General features: G+C 26.7%; 17 protein-coding genes and 1 pseudogene. 11 read left to right on the top strand and 7 right to left on the bottom strand.

Annotation, left to right across the window (positions count from 1 at the left end; genetic code table 11):
• Positions 1 to 2: 2 nt before the first annotated feature.
• The 8 genes from ERUM_RS01720 (at position 3) to ERUM_RS01685 (ending at position 10,599) form a co-directional block, all read left to right on the top strand.
• Positions 3 to 785: a CDP-alcohol phosphatidyltransferase family protein gene (locus ERUM_RS01720; protein ID WP_011154996.1), complete on the top strand. Its 783-nt coding sequence runs from the start codon at positions 3 to 5 to the stop codon at positions 783 to 785.
• A gap of 24 nt (positions 786 to 809) precedes the next feature.
• Positions 810 to 2,195 carry an alanine/glycine:cation symporter family protein gene (locus tag ERUM_RS01715; RefSeq protein ID WP_011154995.1) on the top strand — a complete coding sequence of 462 codons (1,386 nt, stop codon included), beginning with the start codon at positions 810 to 812 and terminating at the stop codon, positions 2,193 to 2,195.
• A 1,064-nt stretch (positions 2,196 to 3,259) separates the two neighbouring features.
• A complete protein-coding gene (gene yidC / locus ERUM_RS01710) occupies positions 3,260 to 4,987 on the top strand; it encodes a membrane protein insertase YidC (RefSeq protein ID WP_011154994.1) in 1,728 nt (575 codons plus the stop codon).
• Between the two features lie 19 nt (positions 4,988 to 5,006).
• Positions 5,007 to 5,456 (top strand): 6,7-dimethyl-8-ribityllumazine synthase, encoded by a 450-nt coding sequence (locus ERUM_RS01705; RefSeq protein ID WP_011154993.1) that lies wholly within the window; start codon positions 5,007 to 5,009, stop codon positions 5,454 to 5,456.
• Between the two features lie 4 nt (positions 5,457 to 5,460).
• Entirely contained in the window at positions 5,461 to 5,985 is a 525-nt protein-coding gene (locus ERUM_RS01700) for a transcription antitermination protein NusB (RefSeq protein ID WP_011154992.1), read from the top strand.
• 209 nt (positions 5,986 to 6,194) lie between these two features.
• Complete coding sequence (gene uvrA, locus ERUM_RS01695; RefSeq protein ID WP_011154991.1) at positions 6,195 to 9,074, top strand: excinuclease ABC subunit UvrA; 2,880 nt, start codon at positions 6,195 to 6,197, stop codon at positions 9,072 to 9,074.
• Positions 9,075 to 9,702: 628 nt separating this feature from the next.
• Positions 9,703 to 10,074 carry an NADH-quinone oxidoreductase subunit A gene (locus tag ERUM_RS01690; protein ID WP_011154990.1) on the top strand — a complete coding sequence of 124 codons (372 nt, stop codon included), beginning with the start codon at positions 9,703 to 9,705 and terminating at the stop codon, positions 10,072 to 10,074.
• A gap of 6 nt (positions 10,075 to 10,080) precedes the next feature.
• On the top strand, positions 10,081 to 10,599 hold the full coding sequence (locus tag ERUM_RS01685; protein WP_011154989.1) for a NuoB/complex I 20 kDa subunit family protein: 519 nt from the start codon (positions 10,081 to 10,083) through the stop codon (positions 10,597 to 10,599).
• Between the two features lie 895 nt (positions 10,600 to 11,494).
• Here the strand turns inward: ERUM_RS01685 and ERUM_RS05240 are convergent.
• On the bottom strand, positions 11,495 to 11,797 hold the full coding sequence (locus tag ERUM_RS05240; protein ID WP_011256051.1) for an NADH-quinone oxidoreductase subunit C: 303 nt from the start codon (positions 11,795 to 11,797) through the stop codon (positions 11,495 to 11,497).
• 299 nt (positions 11,798 to 12,096) lie between these two features.
• On the opposite strand from ERUM_RS05240, the gene ERUM_RS01675 reads away from it, so the two are divergent.
• Positions 12,097 to 12,672: an NADH-quinone oxidoreductase subunit C gene (locus ERUM_RS01675; RefSeq protein WP_011154988.1), complete on the top strand. Its 576-nt coding sequence runs from the start codon at positions 12,097 to 12,099 to the stop codon at positions 12,670 to 12,672.
• A gap of 915 nt (positions 12,673 to 13,587) precedes the next feature.
• Here ERUM_RS01675 and ccmE read toward each other — a convergent pair.
• From ccmE to leuS, 6 genes and pseudogenes are all read right to left on the bottom strand, one after another.
• Positions 13,588 to 13,992 carry a cytochrome c maturation protein CcmE gene (gene ccmE / locus ERUM_RS01670; RefSeq protein WP_011154987.1) on the bottom strand — a complete coding sequence of 135 codons (405 nt, stop codon included), beginning with the start codon at positions 13,990 to 13,992 and terminating at the stop codon, positions 13,588 to 13,590.
• 130 nt (positions 13,993 to 14,122) lie between these two features.
• Positions 14,123 to 14,881 (bottom strand): 5'/3'-nucleotidase SurE, encoded by a 759-nt coding sequence (gene surE / locus ERUM_RS01665; RefSeq protein WP_011154986.1) that lies wholly within the window; start codon positions 14,879 to 14,881, stop codon positions 14,123 to 14,125.
• 1,090 nt (positions 14,882 to 15,971) lie between these two features.
• Positions 15,972 to 16,667 carry an orotidine-5'-phosphate decarboxylase gene (gene pyrF / locus ERUM_RS01660; RefSeq protein ID WP_011154985.1) on the bottom strand — a complete coding sequence of 232 codons (696 nt, stop codon included), beginning with the start codon at positions 16,665 to 16,667 and terminating at the stop codon, positions 15,972 to 15,974.
• Positions 16,668 to 17,882: 1,215 nt separating this feature from the next.
• Positions 17,883 to 18,668 (bottom strand): TatD family hydrolase, encoded by a 786-nt coding sequence (locus ERUM_RS01655; RefSeq protein ID WP_011154984.1) that lies wholly within the window; start codon positions 18,666 to 18,668, stop codon positions 17,883 to 17,885.
• A 1,162-nt stretch (positions 18,669 to 19,830) separates the two neighbouring features.
• A pseudogene (locus ERUM_RS04860) lies at positions 19,831 to 20,124 on the bottom strand (phosphomethylpyrimidine synthase ThiC); the annotation flags it as partial.
• Between the two features lie 183 nt (positions 20,125 to 20,307).
• Positions 20,308 to 22,800 (bottom strand): leucine--tRNA ligase, encoded by a 2,493-nt coding sequence (gene leuS, locus ERUM_RS01650; protein ID WP_011154983.1) that lies wholly within the window; start codon positions 22,798 to 22,800, stop codon positions 20,308 to 20,310.
• 452 nt (positions 22,801 to 23,252) lie between these two features.
• Here leuS and ERUM_RS01645 point away from each other — a divergent pair, with 452 nt between their 5' ends.
• Together ERUM_RS01645 and rpoZ are read left to right on the top strand one after the other, a co-directional pair.
• Complete coding sequence (locus ERUM_RS01645; protein ID WP_044148631.1) at positions 23,253 to 23,576, top strand: helix-turn-helix domain-containing protein; 324 nt, start codon at positions 23,253 to 23,255, stop codon at positions 23,574 to 23,576.
• 88 nt (positions 23,577 to 23,664) lie between these two features.
• Positions 23,665 to 24,063 (top strand): DNA-directed RNA polymerase subunit omega, encoded by a 399-nt coding sequence (gene rpoZ, locus ERUM_RS01640; protein ID WP_011154981.1) that lies wholly within the window; start codon positions 23,665 to 23,667, stop codon positions 24,061 to 24,063.
• Positions 24,064 to 24,199: the final 136 nt, after the last annotated feature.

The following is a 24,199-nucleotide window of genomic DNA, read 5'->3' as shown; positions in this document are numbered from 1 at the left end:
ATATGAAAGAAGAACAAAGTGGTAAGTTTTTCCCTATTGCAAGATTGTTTCCAAATTTAATTACCTTGTTGGGGTTATGTGCTGGCCTAACTTCTATAAAATTTACGTTTATCGGTAAATGGGAATCTGCAATTGTATTTATCATAATAGCAGCAGTTATAGATGGTATGGATGGAAGAATTGCCAGGTTACTTAATTCTACTAGTGGATTTGGTGCTCAACTTGATTCTTTTGCAGATTTTTTAAATTTTGGTGCTGCTCCAGCGTTTTTATTATACTTTTGGTCTCTCAGACAAATAAAAGTAATAGGATGGATGCTTGTTATGACATTTGTGATATGTATGTCTATAAGACTTGCTAGATTTAACATGTCATTATACGAAGAAGAAAAAGAATTAGACTGGCATAAGTTTTTCTTTGTAGGAGTACCCGCTCCATTAGGAGCAATATTATCATTAATTCCAATAATGCTTACTTTTTATTTTCATGATAATCACTGGTTAGTGGAAAATTTACTAGAGCATAATAAGATAGCAGTATATTTTGCTATTATTGCATTTTTATCAGTAAGTAATATTCCTACTTTTTCTGCAAAACATTTATATATACCAAAAAATTTAATTTATATTTTTATTGTACTATTAGGCATATTCATTGTATTTGCAATAACAAAACCATGGTTAACTTTTCCAGTAGTTGGAATAATGTACATACTATCAATCCCTGTAAGTAGTATTGTATACATATATCTTATGTACAAAAATAAAAATAAGAAAAACATATGATTAGATTAGCTATATCATAATCATATGATAAACTCTATGTTTACAGATTTTTTCCCTTATATATTAAATACGTTAGACTCTGTTCTCACTTTTACAATATTTAAGATTCCTTTAATTATTTTATGGGTAATATGCCTTGGAACATTTTGTACTTTAAGATTTAAATTTATTAATATAAAACTCTTTAAACATGCTTTATACATTTTAATTAATCCATCCAATAACAAATCTAATAATACAATTTCTAATATACAAGCATTGATTACTGCAATATCTGGAACTATAGGATTAGGTACAATATCAGGAGTAGTAATCGCAGTTTCTACTGGAGGACCAGGTGCTGTCTTATGGATGGTACTGATTGGAATATTAGGTATGTCAATAAAATTTGCTGAAGTCACATTAGGTTTCAAATACCGTATATTAACCGATAAATCCAGTATAGGAGGTCCTTTTCAATACATAAGATATAGTTTATCTGAATTAGGTTTCATTAAAACAGGAAAAGCATTATCATATATATACGCCATCATTATGATAGTAGCTATGTTATTTGGAGGAATATCATTTCAATCAAATCAGGCATCTATTCTATTAAGTAATACTTTTAAACAAGTAAACAACAGCACTATTGTTCTAATACTAACTTTATTGAGTGGATTAGTAATAGTAGGAGGGATAACACGCATTGCAAAGGTTGTGACAAAATTATCTCCTATTATGGTCATATTATACATTACTATATGCATATCAGTCATTATAAGACATATTGACCAGTTAATTCCTACATTTCAAACAATGTTCCATAGCATGATATATGGAAATAGCATCGCTGGAGGAGTAGTTGGCTCTTTAATAGCTGGAGTTAGAAGATCAGTTTTTGCAAACGAAGCAGGTATTGGAACCTCCCCTATAATACATTCATCTACACACGAAACTGAACCTGTAAGAGTAGGATGTATTGCTATGCTTGAGCCATTCATTGACACAGTAATTGTATCATTTATTACAGGAATAGTAATAGTGTTAACTGGATCATATACACTAAGTAACAGTAATGATATCATTGAAATTAGCAATATATTCTCTAATACTTCTCCAATTTGTGAATACATAATATTTCCATTTATTGTATTTGCTTTTGCATTTTCTTCAATCATCACATATTCTTATTACTGTGAAATATCATGGAAATACCTGTTAAAAAGCAATTATAGTATCATATTATGCAGAATCTTAATTATTATTATTATCATCACTAGTGGATTATCAAAAAACATTATTTCTATATCACAATTAGGAGACTTACTTTTTATATTTCTCACCATACCTAATGGACTAACTATAATACTATTAAGTAAAGATATAAATAAAGAACTCAACTTATACTTACAAAAAATAAAAACTTAAAATGATTATTTTACCTTATTTAAGTGGTTATAAAACAGATATATAAAAATACAATAAATCAGCTATTATAAGAAGATACTATTAATTATCAGTCAAAAACTTTCAAGTATACCCACTACAATACTCAATCAATTACAACACTTTTAACAAAATATAAGTAAAAAACGAAATTTGTGCTTATAAAAGATACAAATTTAAGAAGAATTCTTACTATATCAACACCTAAGTCGCTGAAATAACAGATATATAAACTTAATAAAATAACAATGTATTATCTATAAACAAGAAAATATTAACTTATATATAACCAGAAAACTTACTTTTTACACTTCTAACAATATTTACCCGACTAATAATTATAATAACGTTAAGTCATAAGTATAATCATAGTTAGTATATTTACTTGTTATAACAATATCTAAAAAATCAACTTAATTTAGTAATCCATATATCTATTTAGACATTATCCATTCATATAGAGAATACTAGTAAATAAAGATTATTACAACATCAGATACTTAATTAAACATAGCTAACCATAATAATCACAACATCAATAATATACAATTATCACTACTGAACAACTAGTCTGCGACCTAAGCTATACTCACATTTAATATAAACCAATTAGCAATATAACCATTTAAGAAAATAACAACACTAATACACAAAAACATACTATACATTATCAGTAACAAGCACAAAAAAAGATCACAAATTTTTAACACACTTATGTTAATTACCCGCCTCTTCTAATAATTAATGATGAAGAATCACAGAATACATAACATACTATAGGTGAAGAGAATTTTAGAACATAAATAATTTATATAAATCTATATTTCAACATATAACATAGACAATTTAATTGATATCATTTACATACTTCTTATCATACTAATTATCACTAATATAACATATTTAGATGTTTTACATCCAAACTAGTAAGATAAAGCAATAATATTAAACAAATAAATACAGTTAAAATATATTTAATATTGCTTTATTGATTTAAAAAAAGCTATATGCTACACTGAAAATCATTAAGTACTCACTTATACAATATGTTAGAAATTCGCAATTTAGTGTTCGCTGTCGTTTTATCTGTATTGATTATGATGGGGTGGAGGCTTGTATATGAGAAATTTTTTACAGTACAACATGTTGTAGAAGATGAAGACTCTAGCTCCATGATTCCAGAAATCGATAATGTACTCACATATAGGTCACGTAATGAAATTATAGACAGTACTCAAAATCTACGAGTTAAATTATCAAACAAAGAAATTAATGGATCTATTTCATTAAAAGGTGCGCAACTTGATGATCTAGTATTTAAAAATTACCATATTACACCAGATAGTAGCTCTGATGGGATAATATTATTATCACCAGAAAATACAGAAGGTGTTTACTTTATAGAGTTTGGATGGATAGATCCACAACATAAAATAGTAGTACCAAATCAACTATCCACCTGGACATCAGATAAATCTGTTCTATCTCCAAACAATACTGTTACCTTAACATGGGACAATCAACAAGGGGTGATATTTCAAATAAAAGTTACTCTTGATGATTATTATATGTTTAAAATAGAACAAATTATCATCAATAATACAGATAATGTCGTTAATTTAATTCCTTACGGGAGGATTAATAGAGCAAGACATACTACAGAAAAATCTTATTGGATTTCACATGAAGGAGCTGTAGGAAGCTTTGGATATACATTAAAAGAGTGGACATATAAAAATATAATAAAAGAAAGGAATATTAAAATCAGTCAACAAAATACTGATGATAATCAGTGGGTTGGTATTGCAGATAAGTATTGGTTCACAGCATTAATACCAAACATATTACAAAAAAAGAGTAAGTTAAGCTTTCATGTAAAACATGGTAAATATAATAATGAAGATCGTTTTCAAGTAGATTTTAGCCATGACAGTTACAGTGCTTATCCAAATAAAACAGCAAGTAGTACTAGTTATTTATTTGCTGGGGCTAAAGAACTAAAACTATTAGATAAGTACAAAAAAGATTTAAATATTTCTTTATTTGATAAAGCTGTAGATTTTGGAATACTTTATTTTATTACAAAACCTGTCTTCCTTTTATTAGAATATTTTTATGATCTTATAGGAAATTTTGGTTTAGCTATACTATTACTTACAATAGTAATAAAGCTCATAATGTTCCCTCTATCTTACAAGTCTTATGTTTCAATGTTCAAATTAAAATATTTGCAACCAGAAATCTTAAAAATAAAAGAATTATACAAAAATGATAATACTAAAATGAGCAAAGAAGTATCACTTTTATTTAAAAAGAATGATGTTAGTCCGATGTCTGGATTTATTCCTATACTAATACAAATACCAGTCTTTTTTGCATTATACAAAGTATTATTTGTAACAATTGAAATGAGACATGCCCCTTTTTATTTATGGGTAAAAGATTTATCAAATTTTGATACTGCAAATGTTTTAACTCTATTTGGTTTATTAAATTTTAATCCTCCAATTTGTATTGGGATTTTACCTGTAATATTAGGAATTACCATGATTATTCAACAAAAAATGAATACCTCTACTCATTCCTCTCAAGATCAAGATAAAATTCAAGCAAGTTTTATAAAATTCTTACCATATGTTTTCATATTTATATTTTCTTCATTTCCAACTGGGCTAATTATTTATTGGATATGTAGTAATTCTATTACTATAATACAACAATTAATAATAAAAGCTTATATAGGAAGAAAGTTTAATTTAAAACATGATTTATAATAACTAAAAAAGAGTTAATATGCCTAACAATAAAATAAAAATGCTAGTTGTAGTATCACAATTCTATCCTGAAATTACAGAACTTATGTTAAACGCAGCAGTTGCCGTATTTCAAGAACATACAGAACCTGTAGAATATGATGTAGTATATGTACCAGGATCTTTTGAAATACCAGCAGCTATAACATTTGCAATACTAAGTGACAAGTATCATTATGATGGCTATGTTGCCTTAGGTTGTGTAATAAAAGGAGAAACTGATCATTATTATTATGTTTCTAAAGGAGTAACTTTATCTCTTAGTGAAATTGCTACCAATCATGCTGTTCCTATGGGCTTTGGAGTAATTACAGCTGAAACTAAAGAACTAGCATTAGCAAGAGCAGATATGAATAAAAAAAATGTCGGGGGAAAAGCTGCTAAAGCAGCATTAGCTATGGTCACATTACATAAAAAATTCGTACGCTAAAATTATGAAAGATAACATACACTATCAATCACTTTGGCAGTCAAAAAAAACAACAACAAGGTTTCTTGCTGTACAAGGTACCTATGCAATGACATTTAACAATTATACTATAAATGATCTTGATAATTTAATTGACTACTTATATGAAATGAAAGAAGTATTAAATCTAATGTATATAGATGATCAGTTATTGCTTAAAATAATCAGTACAATGCTAATAGCATTTAATAATATCAACTCAAATATTGCGGGGTTTTTAAATGAAAAATGGTCAATAGACCGTATAAATTTAATTAGTTTATCTATTATTAAAACAGCAATCTGTGAGCTAATGTGTTCTAAAACAGATAAAATTATTATTATAAATGAGTATGTTAATATAGCAAGTCAGATATTAGAAAGAACAGAAGTAAATTTTATTAACGCTATATTAAATCAAGCAAAACTAATAGAATGTCCTTTGAATAGTGATGTTATAAACTTTCCGATTGAAAAGTCAGAAAGTCATACTATACTTAACAATAGTTAATATCATTTTTTATTATAATAATAAAAAAATGCTGGCACATGTGCATTATGAATAGAATATTTTATTAAAAATATAAACATTAAAGGTAAATTAAGTATATAATAAAAATATGTCTTCTTTTATATAAAAATTTAGATGAACAATTACCATTCTTCATATATTATAATATCTTTAATTTTAATCTGACAGTCATGATGGTAATGTAAAATATGGCTAATTTTATTAGTATACGTAATGCTAAAGAACACAATCTTCGTAATATTTGTATAGATATACCTAAAAATAAACTAATTGTAATAACTGGAGTCAGTGGATCTGGAAAATCAAGTTTAGCATTCGATACAATATATGCTGAAGGACAACGTAGATATGTAGAAAATCTATCATCTTATGCTCGTCAGTTTCTTGATTCATGTACAAAACCAGATGTTGAATCAATAACAGGACTTTCACCAGCAATTGCACTTACCCAAAGACCTTTATCAAAAAATTCACGATCAACTGTATCAACTGCTACAGAAATTTATGACTATTTAAGGTTGATGTACTCTAAGATAGGTATCCCACATTCTCCTAGTACTGGATTACCAATAACAAAACAATCTACACATCAAATAATAGATCAAGTATTAAAATTACCACTAGGCACAGAAATTCTAATTTTAGGAGCATTAATCAGAAACAAAAAAGGAGAACATCAAAAAGAAATCCTAGAAATAAAAAAACAAAATTATCAATACCTAAAGATCAACGGTACTATACACGACATTAATAATATACCTAAATTAGATAGAAATAAAAAACATAATATCTGTGTTATTATAGAAAAAGCAATACTATCAGAAAGCTCTCTCAATAGTATAGCTGATAGCATAACAACAGCATTAAAAATAGGAAATGGTATAATTCATGTAGAAATACTAAATTTACCAGAAAGCTATAACAATCAAAAATATCATCAAAATCAAATACTAACTTTTTCAGAAAATTTTTCATGTCCTGAAACAGATTTTAACATCGAAGAAATAGAACCAAGATTATTTTCGTTTAATACTTCATATGGCTCATGCAAAAGCTGCGAAGGAACAGGAAAAACTTACAGTATCGATAAAAATCTTATTATAACCAACGACAATTTATCAATATTAGAAGGAGCTATACACCCCATTGGCCCAATTAATTTACAAATCCTTCACCATAAAATTAATTCTAATTTTAGCTATCATTATGCAAATATCATTCTATCCTTAGCAAAATATTATAACTTTGATATAACACAACCATGGAAAGAACTTAACAATAATATACAAGATATTATTTTATTTGGTACCAATGGAGTACCAATACCTATATCTTATCACAACGAAGAATATAAATATTCTCAGAACAGACAATTTGAGGGCATAATAAACATATTAAATAATAAAAAAGATATAATAACTGAAAGGATAGCTGAACAATATTTATCTATAAACACATGTAGTACATGCCAAGGTTTTAGATTGCGACCTGAAGCCTTATCAGTAAAAATCAATAATAAACATATAGGAGAAATTACAAAACTATCTGTAGTAGAAGCAATATCATGGTGTCAAGCCTTATTATCCCAACTTACTGGTCAACAAAGAGATATTTCACAAAAATTACTCGATGAAATAATTAGAAGATTAACATTTCTCAAAAATGTTGGACTAGGTTATTTAACACTTAGCCGTGAGTCAGGAACATTATCCGGCGGAGAAGGTCAAAGAATAAAACTAGCATCACAAATTGGATCAGGACTCACAGGAATAATTTATGTATTAGATGAACCATCAATCGGCCTTCATCAAAAAGACAATGCATTGTTAATTAGTACTTTAAAAAAACTACGCGATCTGGAGAATACAGTAATCGTTGTCGAACATGATGAAGAAACAATGGAAAATGCAGACTATATAATAGACATGGGCCCAGGAGCAGGACAAAATGGAGGACATGTAATAGCAAGTGGAACACTAAAAGATATACTCAACAATACCAATAGCATCACCGGACAATATCTAAGTAAAAAAAAAGTAATACCATATTTCAAAAAAAATAAAACTTTCGATCAATGGATTAAAATCACTGGAGCACGAGAAAACAACTTACGCAATATTGATGCACAGATTCCTCTGAATGCTCTAACATGTATTACTGGAGTTTCAGGTAGCGGAAAATCTAGTTTAATAAATAATACTTTATATAAATATGCTATTAATAAACTAAATAACATAAACTGGATACACAATAAATGTACATCTATATCAGGGTTAGAACATATAGATAAAATACTTCTAATAGATCAATCACCTATTGGAAGAACTCCTTTATCAAACCCTGCAACTTACATAGGATTATTTACCTATATCAGATCATGGTTTGCTGGATTACCACTATCTAAAACAAGAGGATATAATATAAGCAGATTTTCTTTTAACTCAAAAGGAGGAAGATGTGAAACATGTAAAGGTGACGGACAAATAAAAATAGAAATGCATTTCTTACCTGATGTACATGTAAAATGCGAACAATGCAAAGGTAAACGTTATAACAAAGAAACACTAGAAATAACATATAAAGGAAAATCAATAGCTGATGTATTAAACATGACAGTTGATCAAGCATACGAATTTTTCATAGACTTACCATTAATTAAAGAGAAACTAGATTCTTTACGTAGCATAGGAATGGGTTATATAAAAATTGGCCAGACATCTAATACGTTATCAGGAGGTGAAGCACAACGAATAAAGTTATCTAGAGAATTATCAAAACGAGCTACAGGTAAAACCCTATACATATTAGATGAACCAACTACAGGATTACATCTTGCAGATATAAATAACTTACTATATGTTTTACATACACTCTGTGATTTAGGAAATACAATAATAGTAATTGAACATAATTTACATGTAATAAAAACAGCAGAATATATAATAGATATGGGCCCAAATGGAGGAGATGAAGGAGGTAGAATTATAGCAACTGGAACTCCACAGGAAATAATAGAAAACCCTCAAAGTATAACTGGACAATATTTAAAACAATACTTACAAGTATAAAATACAAATTAACTTTTATAATCAATTTTAAATACAATATAAGACATAGGATAGTGTTTGTAATAACATAATATTTTTTAATAATTAAATAATTGTCTAAACATGTATTAGTAAAAACCCATGGCAACACATAGAATTAATTACTGTAATAGTATATTAACCGACACAAGTCAGAGAAAAATATTAAAAAATAGTAAACAAAAAAATACAACATTTTTATCATTTCTCTTTAACTAAAAAAATAAATATCATTAAAGTTATGTTATTAAAAACTAGAGTTTAACTATAGAATACACGTGTTATAACACATTAACATGGTAAAATCATCTAGTAAAAAATATATAAAATATCTTTACGTATTTAATATATAATATTAATATATTTGCAACTATGTTACATAGTTGTGATACTCATTATCATAAATAGGTAATTAAATAATGTAAATTGTTCCAACATGTCATACAAAATTAACAGTAAATGTTATTTCCTGTTTTTATAATAATTATGTATTATACTTCACTTACAATTAGTGATATGATTTAATGGTAAGAGGTGTGTAATATATGTTAATAAATTGACATATAGTAGAAACTCTATAAGTATTGAATTATTTACCAATGTATATAATATGACACAAATGTTTAATATTACTGAATACCTACCTATATTAATCTTCTTGGGAATAGCAGGGTTCATATCATTTTTATTTTCTGTACTACCAATGCTATTAGCATCAAGAAATCCAGATTCCAGTAAGCTTTCATCTTATGAGTGTGGGTTTTCACCACTTGGTAATTCAAGAAAAATTTTCAATATTAGGTTCTACTTAGTAGCAATACTATTCATCATATTTGATCTTGAAATAGCATTTTTATTTCCATGGTCTATATGTCTTTCAGATATAGGTATAGGTGGATTTTGGTCTATGATGATTTTCTTAGTAATATTAATCATAGGATTCATATATGAGTGGAGTAAAGGTGCATTAGAATGGGAGTAATTTTATATGATAAATAAGCATAATTCTGTTTTACATAATCAATTCTGGCAAAGTTATAATCATCGTGGGTTCATGGTTACTAAACTCTCAGATCTCATGAGCTATGTTTCAAGTTGGGCAAGATCAAATTCCTTATGGCCAATGACATTTGGATTAGCATGTTGTGCAGTGGAAATGATGCACACAGCAGCAAGCAAATATGACTTAGATAGATATGGCATAATGTTTCGTGCAAGTCCAAGACAAGCAGATGTCATGATTGTTGCAGGAACACTAACAAACAAAATGGCACCTGCATTACGTAAAGTATACGATCAAATGACAGAACCTCGCTATGTCATCTCAATGGGAAGTTGTGCTAATGGTGGAGGATATTACCACTACTCATATTCAGTAGTAAGAGGATGTGATCGCATTGTACCAGTAGATATCTATGTTCCAGGATGCCCACCTACAGCAGAAGCACTATTATATGGAATATTATGTTTACAACAAAAAATCAATAGAACTGCTACTTCCACTTAAAAAAAGTACTTATTAATTAATAGTTAAACATATACCTTTTTAAATAGAAAAAGCTATATCATAAAAATTTTTCATAAGTTTACTAATCTTAAAATTTAATCATCAAAACACTATATAACAACTTAACAATTAGTGATTATTTCCAGAAAACTTATTGTATAATCAGATTACCATAAGTAATAATCTACCCACTTAGATACATTACTATTAAATATAATGTATAAAGTTGGACTACAGATAAATAAAGTACAAATTTTTCAATCTTTACTGTATGAATAATATTCTATAATACAATGTCTATTAAACAATAAATACACATAAAACTAAAGTACTGAAGTCATAATAATCATTAATTACTTCAAAATACTACCTAGTAACAAAATTACTGTAATTCTTCTTAAACAATGATCATAAATATTCATAATAAAATCAGAAGATTGAGATAATGGACATAATTAACTACAAATACTTCACAATATTACCCATATAGGCAATAAAATAACTATTGATATTACATCAACGAACTAGTAGTTCTGGTAATGCATAAATGTAATCCTGTTACAGTAATTTCTATAAATGTATACTAGATAAAGTATTAAAGTAATAATACTATTCAACATAAAATTTCTCACTATATATAAATTGAATTCATACCATACAAAATAACAGCTCTTCTCAAACAATACGTACTATTACAACATTCTTTTCTAAAACACAATTTCAATACTATACAATATGATACTTTTGAAATAACTAAACAGCTCCACAAACTACTCTAAAACCAAGCACATAATAATTCTGTAGATACATAGTTAACATAAAATTAATTTTTTGATAGTTTTGAATATTAATCCATAATACTTTTACTAACATAATATCTTATATAATACAGACATTAAAATATAGCCCTAATATACAACCACGTAATACAATAAATTTTAAAATAACTATATAAATATAAGTCTAGTATCCAACAATACTTGTAAATAGGTAAAGCATTAAGCATAGAGTGACCAGAAAATCCATAATCTGTTAAAATTCTTCTTAAGTCTGGATTGTTAGTAAATAATATCCCATACATATCGAATGCTTCTCGTTCAAACCAACCTGCAGCATTAAAGATATTAGTAATGGATGTGATATTTTCATTTTCATGTAATGAAACCTTACAAAAGATTCTTATATTATTAGCTATCATTTTGACTACACATCATCTAAATTAAAACATTATTATTAACCATATATAGGTATACAATAAATAACTCATAACTATCTGCTCTATAAAATAAATACATAATTAAATCACAATCCAAAACTATTCTTGTTGTAGTAGATTTAATGATATCCTATCATAATATCTTGACCATTACATTGATTACTAAAATACACAAGGCATATCAAATAATTAAATATAAACACTATGTAATATCTTAATTTAGAAAAATAAGGTATAGTAAACTTACATCTGTATAAATTTAACTATCAAATAGGTATATAATGTCAGATATAGATAATACTCTTGAAGAGATTATGACACATATTAATACATGTTTAAACGTAAAATGCATTGCACAAGATAGTACAACATTAGAATTCTACTCAACACCACAAGATATTCATAATCATATTTTATTTCTATGTAACGACAGAATATGTAAATTTCAAATTCTTATTGATATTTTTATAGTTGATTACCCACATAGAGAAGCTAGATTTGAGATAATCTATTCATTATTAAGTATAGCTAATAATATAAGAATCTTTTGTAAGGTTTCATTACATGAAAATGAAAATATCACATCCATTACTAATATCTTTAATGCTGCAGGTTGGTTTGAACGAGAAGCATTCGATATGTATGGGATATTATTTACTAACAATCCAGACTTAAGAAGAATTTTAACAGATTATGGATTTTCTGGTCACCCTATGCTTAAAGATTTTCCTTTAAGTGGATATAAAGAAGTACGATATGACATAGCAAAAAAAGAAGTAATATATGAACCTGTAAACCTACAACAAGATTTTCGCTCATTTGATTTTCTATCTCCATGGAAAGAACACAAACCCTAATATAAGTAGTTCTACATTTATATATTTTTGTCTATATTACAACACAATTGTAGTACAAATTTTATTTAACAGTGTTATGTTAATGAAAATTAATTTAAAAATTATATTATACACACTACCAATAACTACAATAATACATAAATAATATTATACAAATACATTCTTTATTTAGAACATAATTTCAATACTATATAATCATTATACTTTCAAAATAACTAAAATAACCCCAAAAGCTACTCTAAGAAATACATAAATAATTCCATAGATACATAGTTAAACATAAAGAATTAATTATTTTATAGCTTTGAATATTAATCTATAATACTTTTATCAAGCACTACATAAAGTATTATATTTATCATGCTTAACATCATAAAACTTGTAATACCACTATTATTTAATTTTTATCATAAAGGTAGAATTATTATAAGCATTAACTAATATCAAAATAATCAGGTATATAAAAAAGTAACTTATTGATGAGTACACAATATCAAGTATCATATTAATTAATCTTAGATATCTGTATTACATGTTTATAGCATGCCTATTTACTAATTAACAACATAATCGCTACATAAGTTTAACACTACCATAAACATAGTGATATCATTCAACACAATACACAGAAATAAGCATAATAATCACCAATATATCCATAATAATATAAACATTGTAACTACAGTAGATTAGAATTACATTAATGTAAAAAATATCACTTTTACTTTATATAAACACTACATTTTCATAAATTAATATCCACATAATATGATAATTATCAATAACTCATCATAATTTGGATCATTACAAATAAATATTCAAATTAGGTTATATTACTACTTTCTTATATACAATCATAAATGCAAAATCCTAAAGCTTGTAAAATAGTAATTCATAGATCAATTAATAACATTTCTACAAATCATTGGTCTTATATTTATTAGGCATATAATTCTCATCATGCTTAGCTAAAATCTCACTTGCAATAAACTTACCATTTACCATTTTTCCTTTTGCTACTATCCAACTACCCTCTGAAAACAAAGGAGGCAATATTCCTTTATATACTACTTTAATATAATTTTTTAAATCTGTGATATGAAAAACAATAGAATCATCATATTTTTGTACAGTACCTTTTACTACCATACCACCTATTCTAATATTAGGTCTATTAATTAAGCTACTTGACAATAACTCAGTGGGTGTATAAAAAAACGACACATTATTTTTTAATTTACCCAATACAAGAACAACTGACCCAGCAAAAATACTAAGTGTTATAATAACAACAAACAACCTCCTATATTTTCGTTTCATCTTTGTGAGTTATACCTTCTAAATCTTTTTTACTTTTGCTATAACCAAGAATTATAAAAGTACTTAACCCAAGTAACAAGCTAAAACTTATAATGTATGCAAGAATTAGAAAAATCATGTACTATAACTCTTATTTAAGTGAATTCAAAGATGTTAAAACATCAAAATCTGTCATATCAAATTTTAATGGTGTAATTGTGATATATCCTTCATCAATAGCCTTAATACTACCATCACATTGTGCTCTATTTTTTTTATTTGGGGTTATTCTAGTAATTGTATAAGAGACATTGCTATCATCAGAACTTTCATTTTTTTCTATTTCATTACATGGTACATATTTCCCCTGATCCGTAAATTTGATTCCCTTTGCTGGCATTAATGGAAAGTTTACATTCATAACAGTAGATTTATTCCAAAATGAAACATTCATTAACATTTCTATAATCTGTTTTAAAAATCTTTGTGGATTTACCCAATTTATTTCTCCACTCTTGTTATCATATTCCTGACTAATAGCAATTGATGGAATATTAATAGCAGCCCCTTCTGCTGCAGCCGCCACAGTTCCAGAATACCAGACATCATTTCCTATATTGACCCCATGATTTATACCAGATAAAATTAAATCAGGTTTATAATTCATGATTTTTCTTAATGCAAGAAAAACACTTGTAGACGGAGTACTATCAACAATAAATTCAGTATCGCTTACCTTAGAAACCTGCACTTTAACATTTAATCCTACTGATCTTCCAGAACCACTACAATTATTTAATGGAGCAACTACCCATATCTCAGATGCAATACCAGATTTTATTACTATTTCCTTTAGTGCTTTTATGCCATTTGCATGAAAACCATCATCATTACTCAATAATACCCTCATGGTACCTTTATTCCTCAATTAAATTAAGATTATAAATATAACATTTACTATAGAATGTTACATAAAATGATTCTATTATAATTAGTTCTCAATATATATCTAGATAAATATACTTTTGTCCAAACTGATCATAAATACTAATATACAATAAAAAAACTTAATAACTCTACAACATATTTAAATAATCACTACTTATCACAGAAAACGATATAACTAATAACAAATTCAATACTTAAAACTACAAAGGCTAATTTTAACTTTATAGTTTACTTTCTGTAAATCTATCAAAAAAATACACACTGCTTATCAAGATATTCAATGATAAAACACCTGTATATTATAATAACATGTTAATTATATAGTCTATTTTATCATAATAAAAAGCATATAAACAAGCTATTATATACTATAGCTAATTTATTACTGGCTAATTTTAACTTTATAGTTTACTTTCTGTAAATCTATTAAAAAAATACACAATACTTATCAAGATATTTAATGATAAAACACCCGTATATTATAATAACATGTTAATTATATAGTCTACTTTATCATAATAAAAAGTACATAAACAAGCTATTATATACTATTACTAATTTATTATCGGCTAATTTTAACTTTATAGTTTACTTTCTGTAAATCTATCAAAAAAATACACACTGCTTATCAAGATATTCAATGATAAAACACCTGTATATTATAATAACATGTTAATTATATAGTCTATTTTATCACAATAAAAAGCATATAAACAAGCTATTATATACTATAGCTAATTTATTACTAGATATACTGATTATTATGTAATATAAAAAAATCAAAATTACATTTAATAACATATTCTGCAATATATGCTTATTCTCAAACTTCAACACAACAAAGGCTTATCTTTATTCAACAAAATACATAACAACTAAAAACTATCATTGAATTACTGAATAAATAATTTAATTAATGAATTGATCATATGATTAAATTTCTATTGATATTAGATATCATAAATAATAATTTATTATTATAGAATAGTAAGCAACTTATTAAGACATTCTGTTTATTACATAACACACTACAGTGGAATAAATCGCAACTCTTAATTGTGTAAATCCGCTATTGATGAAAGAATAATATCAACTACTTTTACAGGGTCAGTATTTTCAGTAATTGGGCGCCCTATCACTAAATAATCTGCTCCAGACAATATTGCACTTTTAGGAGAATCAGTTCTTTTCTGATCATCAATATTATCTCCTAATCTTATACCTGGAACTATAATTTTTAGATCTTTATCACATTGTGCACGAACCTCCTTCACTTCAAGAGGAGAACAAACTATACCATATAATCCTACTTTTTGAGCAAGTTTTGATAATAAAATAACTTGTTGCACTGTAGAATTCCCAATACCTATTTCCTTTAAATCACAAACATCAATACTTGTAAGTACAGTCACACCTATTATCTTAAGCATACTATCAAATATAACATCCATGGTTCTTTTTATCATTTCTTGACCACCACTAATATGAATAGTAAGCATAGCAATATTTGAAGACTTAATTACTGATACAGCACGACTCACAGTATTAGGAATATCATGTAACTTTAAATCAAGAAATATTGGAATTCCACAATCAGATATTCTCTGTACACCAGATATTCCATGTGCTACAAAGAATTCCAATCCTAATTTCACCATAGATATTTTTCCATATAACATCTTTGTCAATCGCAATGCCTTATGTATATCATGAGTATCCAATGCACAAATAATTGGATTATGCTTCATAAAAACTCTCTAAATATATAAAAAAGTACAAACAGTTATAAATATTTTACACTTCTAACATCTGAAATCACTAAACATATCCTATAATAACAATAATAACAAATTTAGTGAATTACTTAAAACATGAACCTAATATTCAAACAAGAAATAATTTGACAATTCTATTATTACACAATACTCTATATTTAATTATATAGCATTAATATGCAACTTAACATTTCAAAAAAATAAGTACACTTTTAAATAACATTCGAAAGCTTAACTATTACACAATTTGATACTGATAAATAATACATAAATTTAATTCCAGTCTGCTACTCAATAATATTTATATCAATTATATTCTACATTAAGAATAACATTACTAAAGTTACATATAAAAAACAAACTACTTGAATATCCAACTATCACATAGTTTAAAACTTACAATAACAAGATATAAACTTAATCTTTCATTTGTTGTAAAACGTTACCAAATAATACTTACAAAAATTACACATAATACAAAAATAATTTCACTAGATTATCTTCATAAAAAATAAATATGTTCTCAAGATAATATATCAAATATCAACCTTAATCTTTACTATATAACTACTTTACAAATAATCGTACTTACTATAATTAAAAAAACATACAAACAGCACTATAAACTTATAAAAAATCACAGAAATCGATAAAAGTATATATTAATTATTATTACCTCTTAAAAATTTACGAAACATCACATATTATATAAATATAAAACTTACATAATATTTTGTATCATCCTACATTATATGATACATATATTTAATTGGTAATTTATATACACCTTTTTTATACTATTTGACTACACAATTTTTTCTCAACTAATTCTTCAAAATATTCAGATATATTACACATAGCTTTTATAAATATAAAACACAGTAAAGTAGTTACATAATAATTTTACAAATAACAAACAACTATTTTGAAATAAACATTTACTACACAACTTTCATATTTATGATCTATAACCATAAAAAATATACTTATAAATTTATCAATATTACACCATCTTAAACATAAGATCCTCGATAATATAGATAATATAGATATAACTATCTCATTATATAAGCCTATAGACTTAGAGTGATTACATATGAAAATAGAAATAATACTCTATAAACATAAGCTCAAAATTCTTAATTATAATGATAATACTTTCATAAATTTAAGACATAAATTACAAAATTATAATGCATGAAAATGAGCAGAACATTTACTAAAAAGCCTAAAAAAATTATCAGTTGTTAAACTACTTACTTCTTCAACACTGATATCCCATAATTTTGCTAAATATTCAACAACAAACTTTGTTTTAGCGGGCTCATTTTTTTGTCCACGGTATGGTTCAGGAGATAAAAATGGAGAATCTGTTTCTACTAATACACGATTCTTAGGAGTAAAACATGCAACTTCTTGCACAATTTTTGCATTTTTAAAAGTTACTATTCCAGAGAAAGAAATATATAAACCTAGTTCTACAGCTTTTATTGCTAATTCTTTTGAAGATGCAAAACAATGCATAAGCCCTAAAAAAGGTTTTATATTCATTTCTGATTCTAAGACTTCTATCATTCTCTTATCTGCATCTCTCGAATGAATAATTACTGGTAACCCTGTCCTTCTAGATGCATCAATATGAGCTAAAAAATTCTTCTCTTGCTTTACAATTTCTCCACATTTGTAAAAATCTAAACCAGTTTCACCTAAACCAATAACTTTTGAATGTTGTGATAAACCTACAAGCTCATCTACTGATACAAGTTCACCACCAGCACTATTAGTAGGATGTACACCCACTGAAAAATAAACCTGCTTATAATTTTCTGATATTGCCATTAGACTAGTAGATTCACTAAGAGTAGTACATACAGTCTGCATCAGCTTCACACCATTTGCCTCAGCATTAGATATTATAACTGGTAATTCTTCTACATTAAAATAATTTAAATGACAATGTGAATCTACAATCATATATATCTCTATACCATACCTATCAAGAAAACCGCTTTAGTCAAATATCAACGCACATTACAAGTACAAAATTAATTATTCACCACTACACAATAAGCTTTCAATTATAAAAAAACACTCATACCTAAACAATAATATATATTAAATGCTATGACCTACAAAACTAATTACAACTATTATTATTTTTTAAGTTCATTCCTAAGGATATAACTGCTGCTAATAGATTTCTGCTGTCATATAACAAACTCCAAGTACATTTTTATAAAACCATGCAAGAAATATAAAAATAGAAAATACAGTCTTTTCATCTTTTTACCCATGTCTACTACTTCGTTGTTCATAAAGATAGAATTGTAAAGTAGAAACATTTATTCCAACACAATGAAATTCATCCATAACTTACTAATATATCATTTACAACATGTTTATATTATGTAATTATAGCTTAAAAACACAAGCAATCACACTACAACATTAACACAAGCTAAAAAGCTATAAATTAATATGATAATAAACAACACAGTTAAAATAAGCAACTTATATCAAAAATAAATCAACTATATATCTAAATATGAGATTTATATATATTTTATTCAGCATTTTTTAGTTTCAAAACAACATTTTCACAATACCAAAATTACATAGTCCAGACTAACATAATCACTTAATATAAAAAAACTGTTTCACCAAGTAGATAATCATAAAAAACTCACTATGTAATACTAAAATTTATCTTATCTTTTTTGCAAAACAATTATGACTATCTAATACCAAATCATATATAACCTATCGTTTTAAATAACATATACCATTTTAGTATACATATTTTTCAGTAAATTATTTAAAGTAACATTTTCTAATATATTACTAAGTAATAAAAAATTTATTTTTTACTTACAAATGATATGCTGAGAAATTTAATTGGATAGATAATAATATTTAGCAAAATCCTAATAACATTTTTTTTTAATGTGTACCTATTTTTTACACCATTTTTGACAATATAACTCATTATTATTAACAAAATTACTTATAAATGAACTCTATACAAAAAAATTTATTAGAATGAAAAGTTGTACATTATATGTGTCTTGTATATTAAATTATGAGCATGGCTATTATAAAATTTGTAATTAAAGGTATTGTATTGTCAAAGCTTTGTTTATTCAGTAGAGTTAAGTTGCAGCTGATGTGTTAATTTCATTGAGCAAAATTTTGGTCCGCACATTGAACAAAAATGTGCAGATTTTGCATGTTCAGAAGGTAGAGATTCATCGTGAAAAGATTTTGCTGTTTCTGGATCAAGTGATAAGTTGAATTGATCGTACCATCTAAAATTAAATCTTGCATGACTTAATGCATAATCTCTTATATAAGCGGAAGGATTACCTTTTGCTAGATCAGCAGCATGTGCTGCGATTTTATATGTAATTACTCCATTTTTTACATCTTTAACATAACTTTATAAGCATAATATTTGTTATATTTGATACTATATATAAACCATTTATTAAACTTAGTATATATCTTCTTGCGACACTATTCTTATAACATTTTTACTATATATTATCACCAGAATACTAGAACTTCATTTTCACTTATAAAATAACTTCCAATTAAAAAACTTATGTAAAATATTCTAAGACGATTTTGTAATCACAATATTTATTACACGCCCTGGTATTATATATATATTCTTTACTGAACTGTTACCTATTCTTCTCTGAGCTACTTCTAAAGCAATACTTTTCAACGTATCATCATCAATATCATTCGGCACAGATACTGCCTTTATAAACTTTCCATTAACTTGTACAACAATATTAACATTCTTCTTAATAAGCAATTGAGGATCTACTTTAGGCCATAATTGGTTACATAACATCCCTTGACCCCCTACAATTTGCCATAACTTTTCTGCTATATGAGGAATAAATGGCTCCACTACTCTAATTAAAATATATATTGCTTCACTTACTACATGATGATTAATTGATAATCTTATCATCTCAGAAATAACATTACTCAATTCACGAAATTTAGCTACTGCACAATTAAAACGATAAAATTCCAAATCATTTGTAATGTCATTTAAGATCTTATGTACGTTAATTCTGTATTCCAAAGTATCACTTGATATATTATCACATACAAAATTTTGCTCTAGTTGATCATAATCAACTATCATCTTCCATAGTTTATTCAGATATCTACTTACACCTTCTATATTCTCATCTAACCATTCTATATCACGTTCAGGAGGAGTATCAGATAATATAAATAATCTAGCAGAATCTGCACCATATTTATCAATAATATCATCAAGGTGTACTACATTTTTTTTCGATTTACTCATTTTTTCAGCTCTACCAACAGTAACATATTTACCTTCCTGTATCATCTTCTTCCCATCTTCAGGAAATAAATAGTTACCATATTTATCTAAATACGTAGAATGACAAACCATACCTTGTGTTATAAGGCTAGAAAATGGTTCTTTAACATCAAAATACCCACATCTAGTTAACGCTCTACAAAAAAACCTGGAATATAACAAATGCAATACTGCATGCTCTATACCACCAATATAATAATCAACTGGCAGTAATTTATTACATACATCTTTATCTATACCTTTACCTATTCCACAAAATGCTGCAAAATACCAAGAAGATTCAAAAAAAGTATCAAAAGTATCAGTTTCACGTTTAGCATCAGCACCACAAGAAGGACATTTTGTATACTTCCAAGTAGGATGATTATCTAAAGGATTACCAGATTTTGTAAAATCAATATCTTCAGGCAAAGTAATTGGTAAATCTTTCTTGTCAACAGGCACTATACCACATTTTTTACAATATATTATAGGTATAGGACATCCCCAATAACGCTGTCTAGATATTCCCCAATCATGCAATCTATAATAAACTTGTTTTTTACATATTCCCAAAGATATCAGTTTTTCAATCATGCTTTTCTTTGCATCATCGACAGTCATACCATCTAAAAACCCAGAACATCCCATAATACCTGAACCAACATAGGCTTCTTGCTCTAAATCAACATTTTGTTCAGGAAAAATTACCTGCCTTATTGGCAAAGAATATTTTTTAGCAAAATCAAAATCTCGCTGATCATGTGCTGGACAACAAAATACAGCGCCTGTTCCATAGTTCATCAAAACAAAATTCGCAACATATATAGGCAAATCCACATCCAATAAAGGATGCCTTGCAACCAAACCAGAATTTATCCCAAATTTTTCCACTGTATTAATAGATGATTCATCTATTAAATCTTTTCTATCAAAATTATCAATCAACTGAATCAACTGTACATCATTAACATATTTTAATATAGGATGATCAAAAGATACTGCAATAAACGATGCTCCAAATAATGTATGAGGAGATGTAGTAAAAACCTGCAAAACTTCATTAATGCCTACAATTTGAAAGTCTATGATCACACCTTCAGACTTTCCTATCCAACGCTCCTGCATTAACTTTACTTTTTCTGGCCACTGATTTAATGATTTTAAATCATCCAATAACTCTGCTGCAAAATCAGTAATTTTCAAAAACCACTGAGATAACTTCCGTTTTTCTATTATAGCACCAGAACGCCATCCTCTACCGTCTATAACTTGCTCATTAGCAAGAACAGTTTGATCGACAGGATCCCAATTGACTAATGATTCTTTACGATACGCCAATCCATATTTAAGAAAATCAAGAAAGAATTCTTGCTCATACTTATAATACTCTGCATCACAAGTAGCAAATTCCTTATCCCAGTTATAAGATAACCCTATAGATTTTAACTGAGACCTCATATTATCAATATTTTTCCTCGTCCAAACCTGTGGACTTATATTATAAGACAATGCAGCATTTTCTGCTGGCAATCCAAAAGCATCCCATCCTATAGGATGAAATACATGTAAACCACAAGCACGTTTATATCTAGCAATAACATCACCTATCGTATAATTACGTAAGTGACCCATATGTATATTACCAGAGGGATAAGGGAACATCTCCAAAACATAACACTGTACATCTTTTACATTAACTGTAAAGTCCCATTTCTCTTGTACATCTCGTTCAACTTCCTTGAAATTATAATGCATAATGTACCATTGATAATTGAGACAATTAAATTTATACTTAATTTTTTATAGTATCTTATGCAAGAATTCAAGCAATACAAATACTCTTACTTAAAAAAACGTATAAAAAAATGTATTTTTTTATATATAAACTCTCAAAAAGTGTAAATATATACTTCATCATCAATAAATTATAAAGTGATTTAATATAATATTTTTAACATATGGATTAATTTATCAAGTATATATGAAAAAACAGTATTTGCTAACTTGTAACTGCATAAACATGTTTTATTAGTATAAAGTATTTAAAATATTAATATTTATTTATAAAAAATAAAATAATAATATAAAAATTATAAGATTATATGATCTGTAATATCATTAGATTTATATAATAACTAAGTATTATTTTTTAAATTTGATTGATTGATCAAGGTTATTTTGTCTTTGCGAATTTATGGTACAAAATTATGACAACAATAAGTAAAACTAATGATTACACTATTAAGTACAGAATACTTAAATTAATAAAAGATATCACATATAATAATCATTGGAATCAGGTAACTTCTGCAAAAATTCTTGGAGTAGATCAACCAAAAATATCACATATAAGTAACGGGAAAACAGCAGGATTTTCTCTAGAACGCTTACTTATATTTTTACTACGCTTAAAATGTGACATAAACATAACAATAACTGTAAATAATTCAGAAATTGCACTAATTAATAAAGACAGTATGAGTGATAAATCTCTAGAATCTATTAATCTCGTCATATTACAAAATAAATAATTAGCACATTTAATAGATTATTAAATATTGCATAATTCCCTATACATGTTATAATTAGGCTTTAGTTTTACGTTGGGTTATTATATTAATGGCACGTCTTACAGTTGAAGAGTGTATGGGACGCACTAACAATAAGTTTAAGTTAGTTATCTTAGCAAGTCAGAGAGCTCATGACTTAAACTCTGGAGCATCTCCAGTAGTAAAGCATAAAAATAGTAAGAATACTATTATTGCCTTAACAGAGATAGCAAATGAACAGCTGGATGTGCATCTTTTATTTAACTTAGCAGTACAAAGATGCAGGAAATATATGGAAAAATTTATCAACTCTGATGATTCATATGTGGTTCATAAGAGCAAGGATAATATAGATATTTTTCAAAAAAATGCAACCAGTAACTTCGATGAACTAGGAGCTAATTCGTTAAATGTTGAGAATTCTAAGTTCTTGGATGGAGATAATTTTTTTCTAACACAAAAAGAATAAATTATCTCAAAAAAAACTGTCTCATATGCTATTTTATTATGTAAGTTTTTCAGTACACACAAGAAGAAAAGTTTATAGTTCTTTTATTTTTTTATGTATAACATTTATAAGAATAAGTATATGATAATGAGAAAGT

The sequence above is a fragment of the Ehrlichia ruminantium str. Welgevonden genome (genome assembly GCF_000026005.1).
GTDB classification, from domain to species: domain Bacteria; phylum Pseudomonadota; class Alphaproteobacteria; order Rickettsiales; family Anaplasmataceae; genus Ehrlichia; species Ehrlichia ruminantium.
Note: the sequence above shows the minus strand (reverse complement) of the source record. Positions and strands in the feature narration are given on the sequence as shown.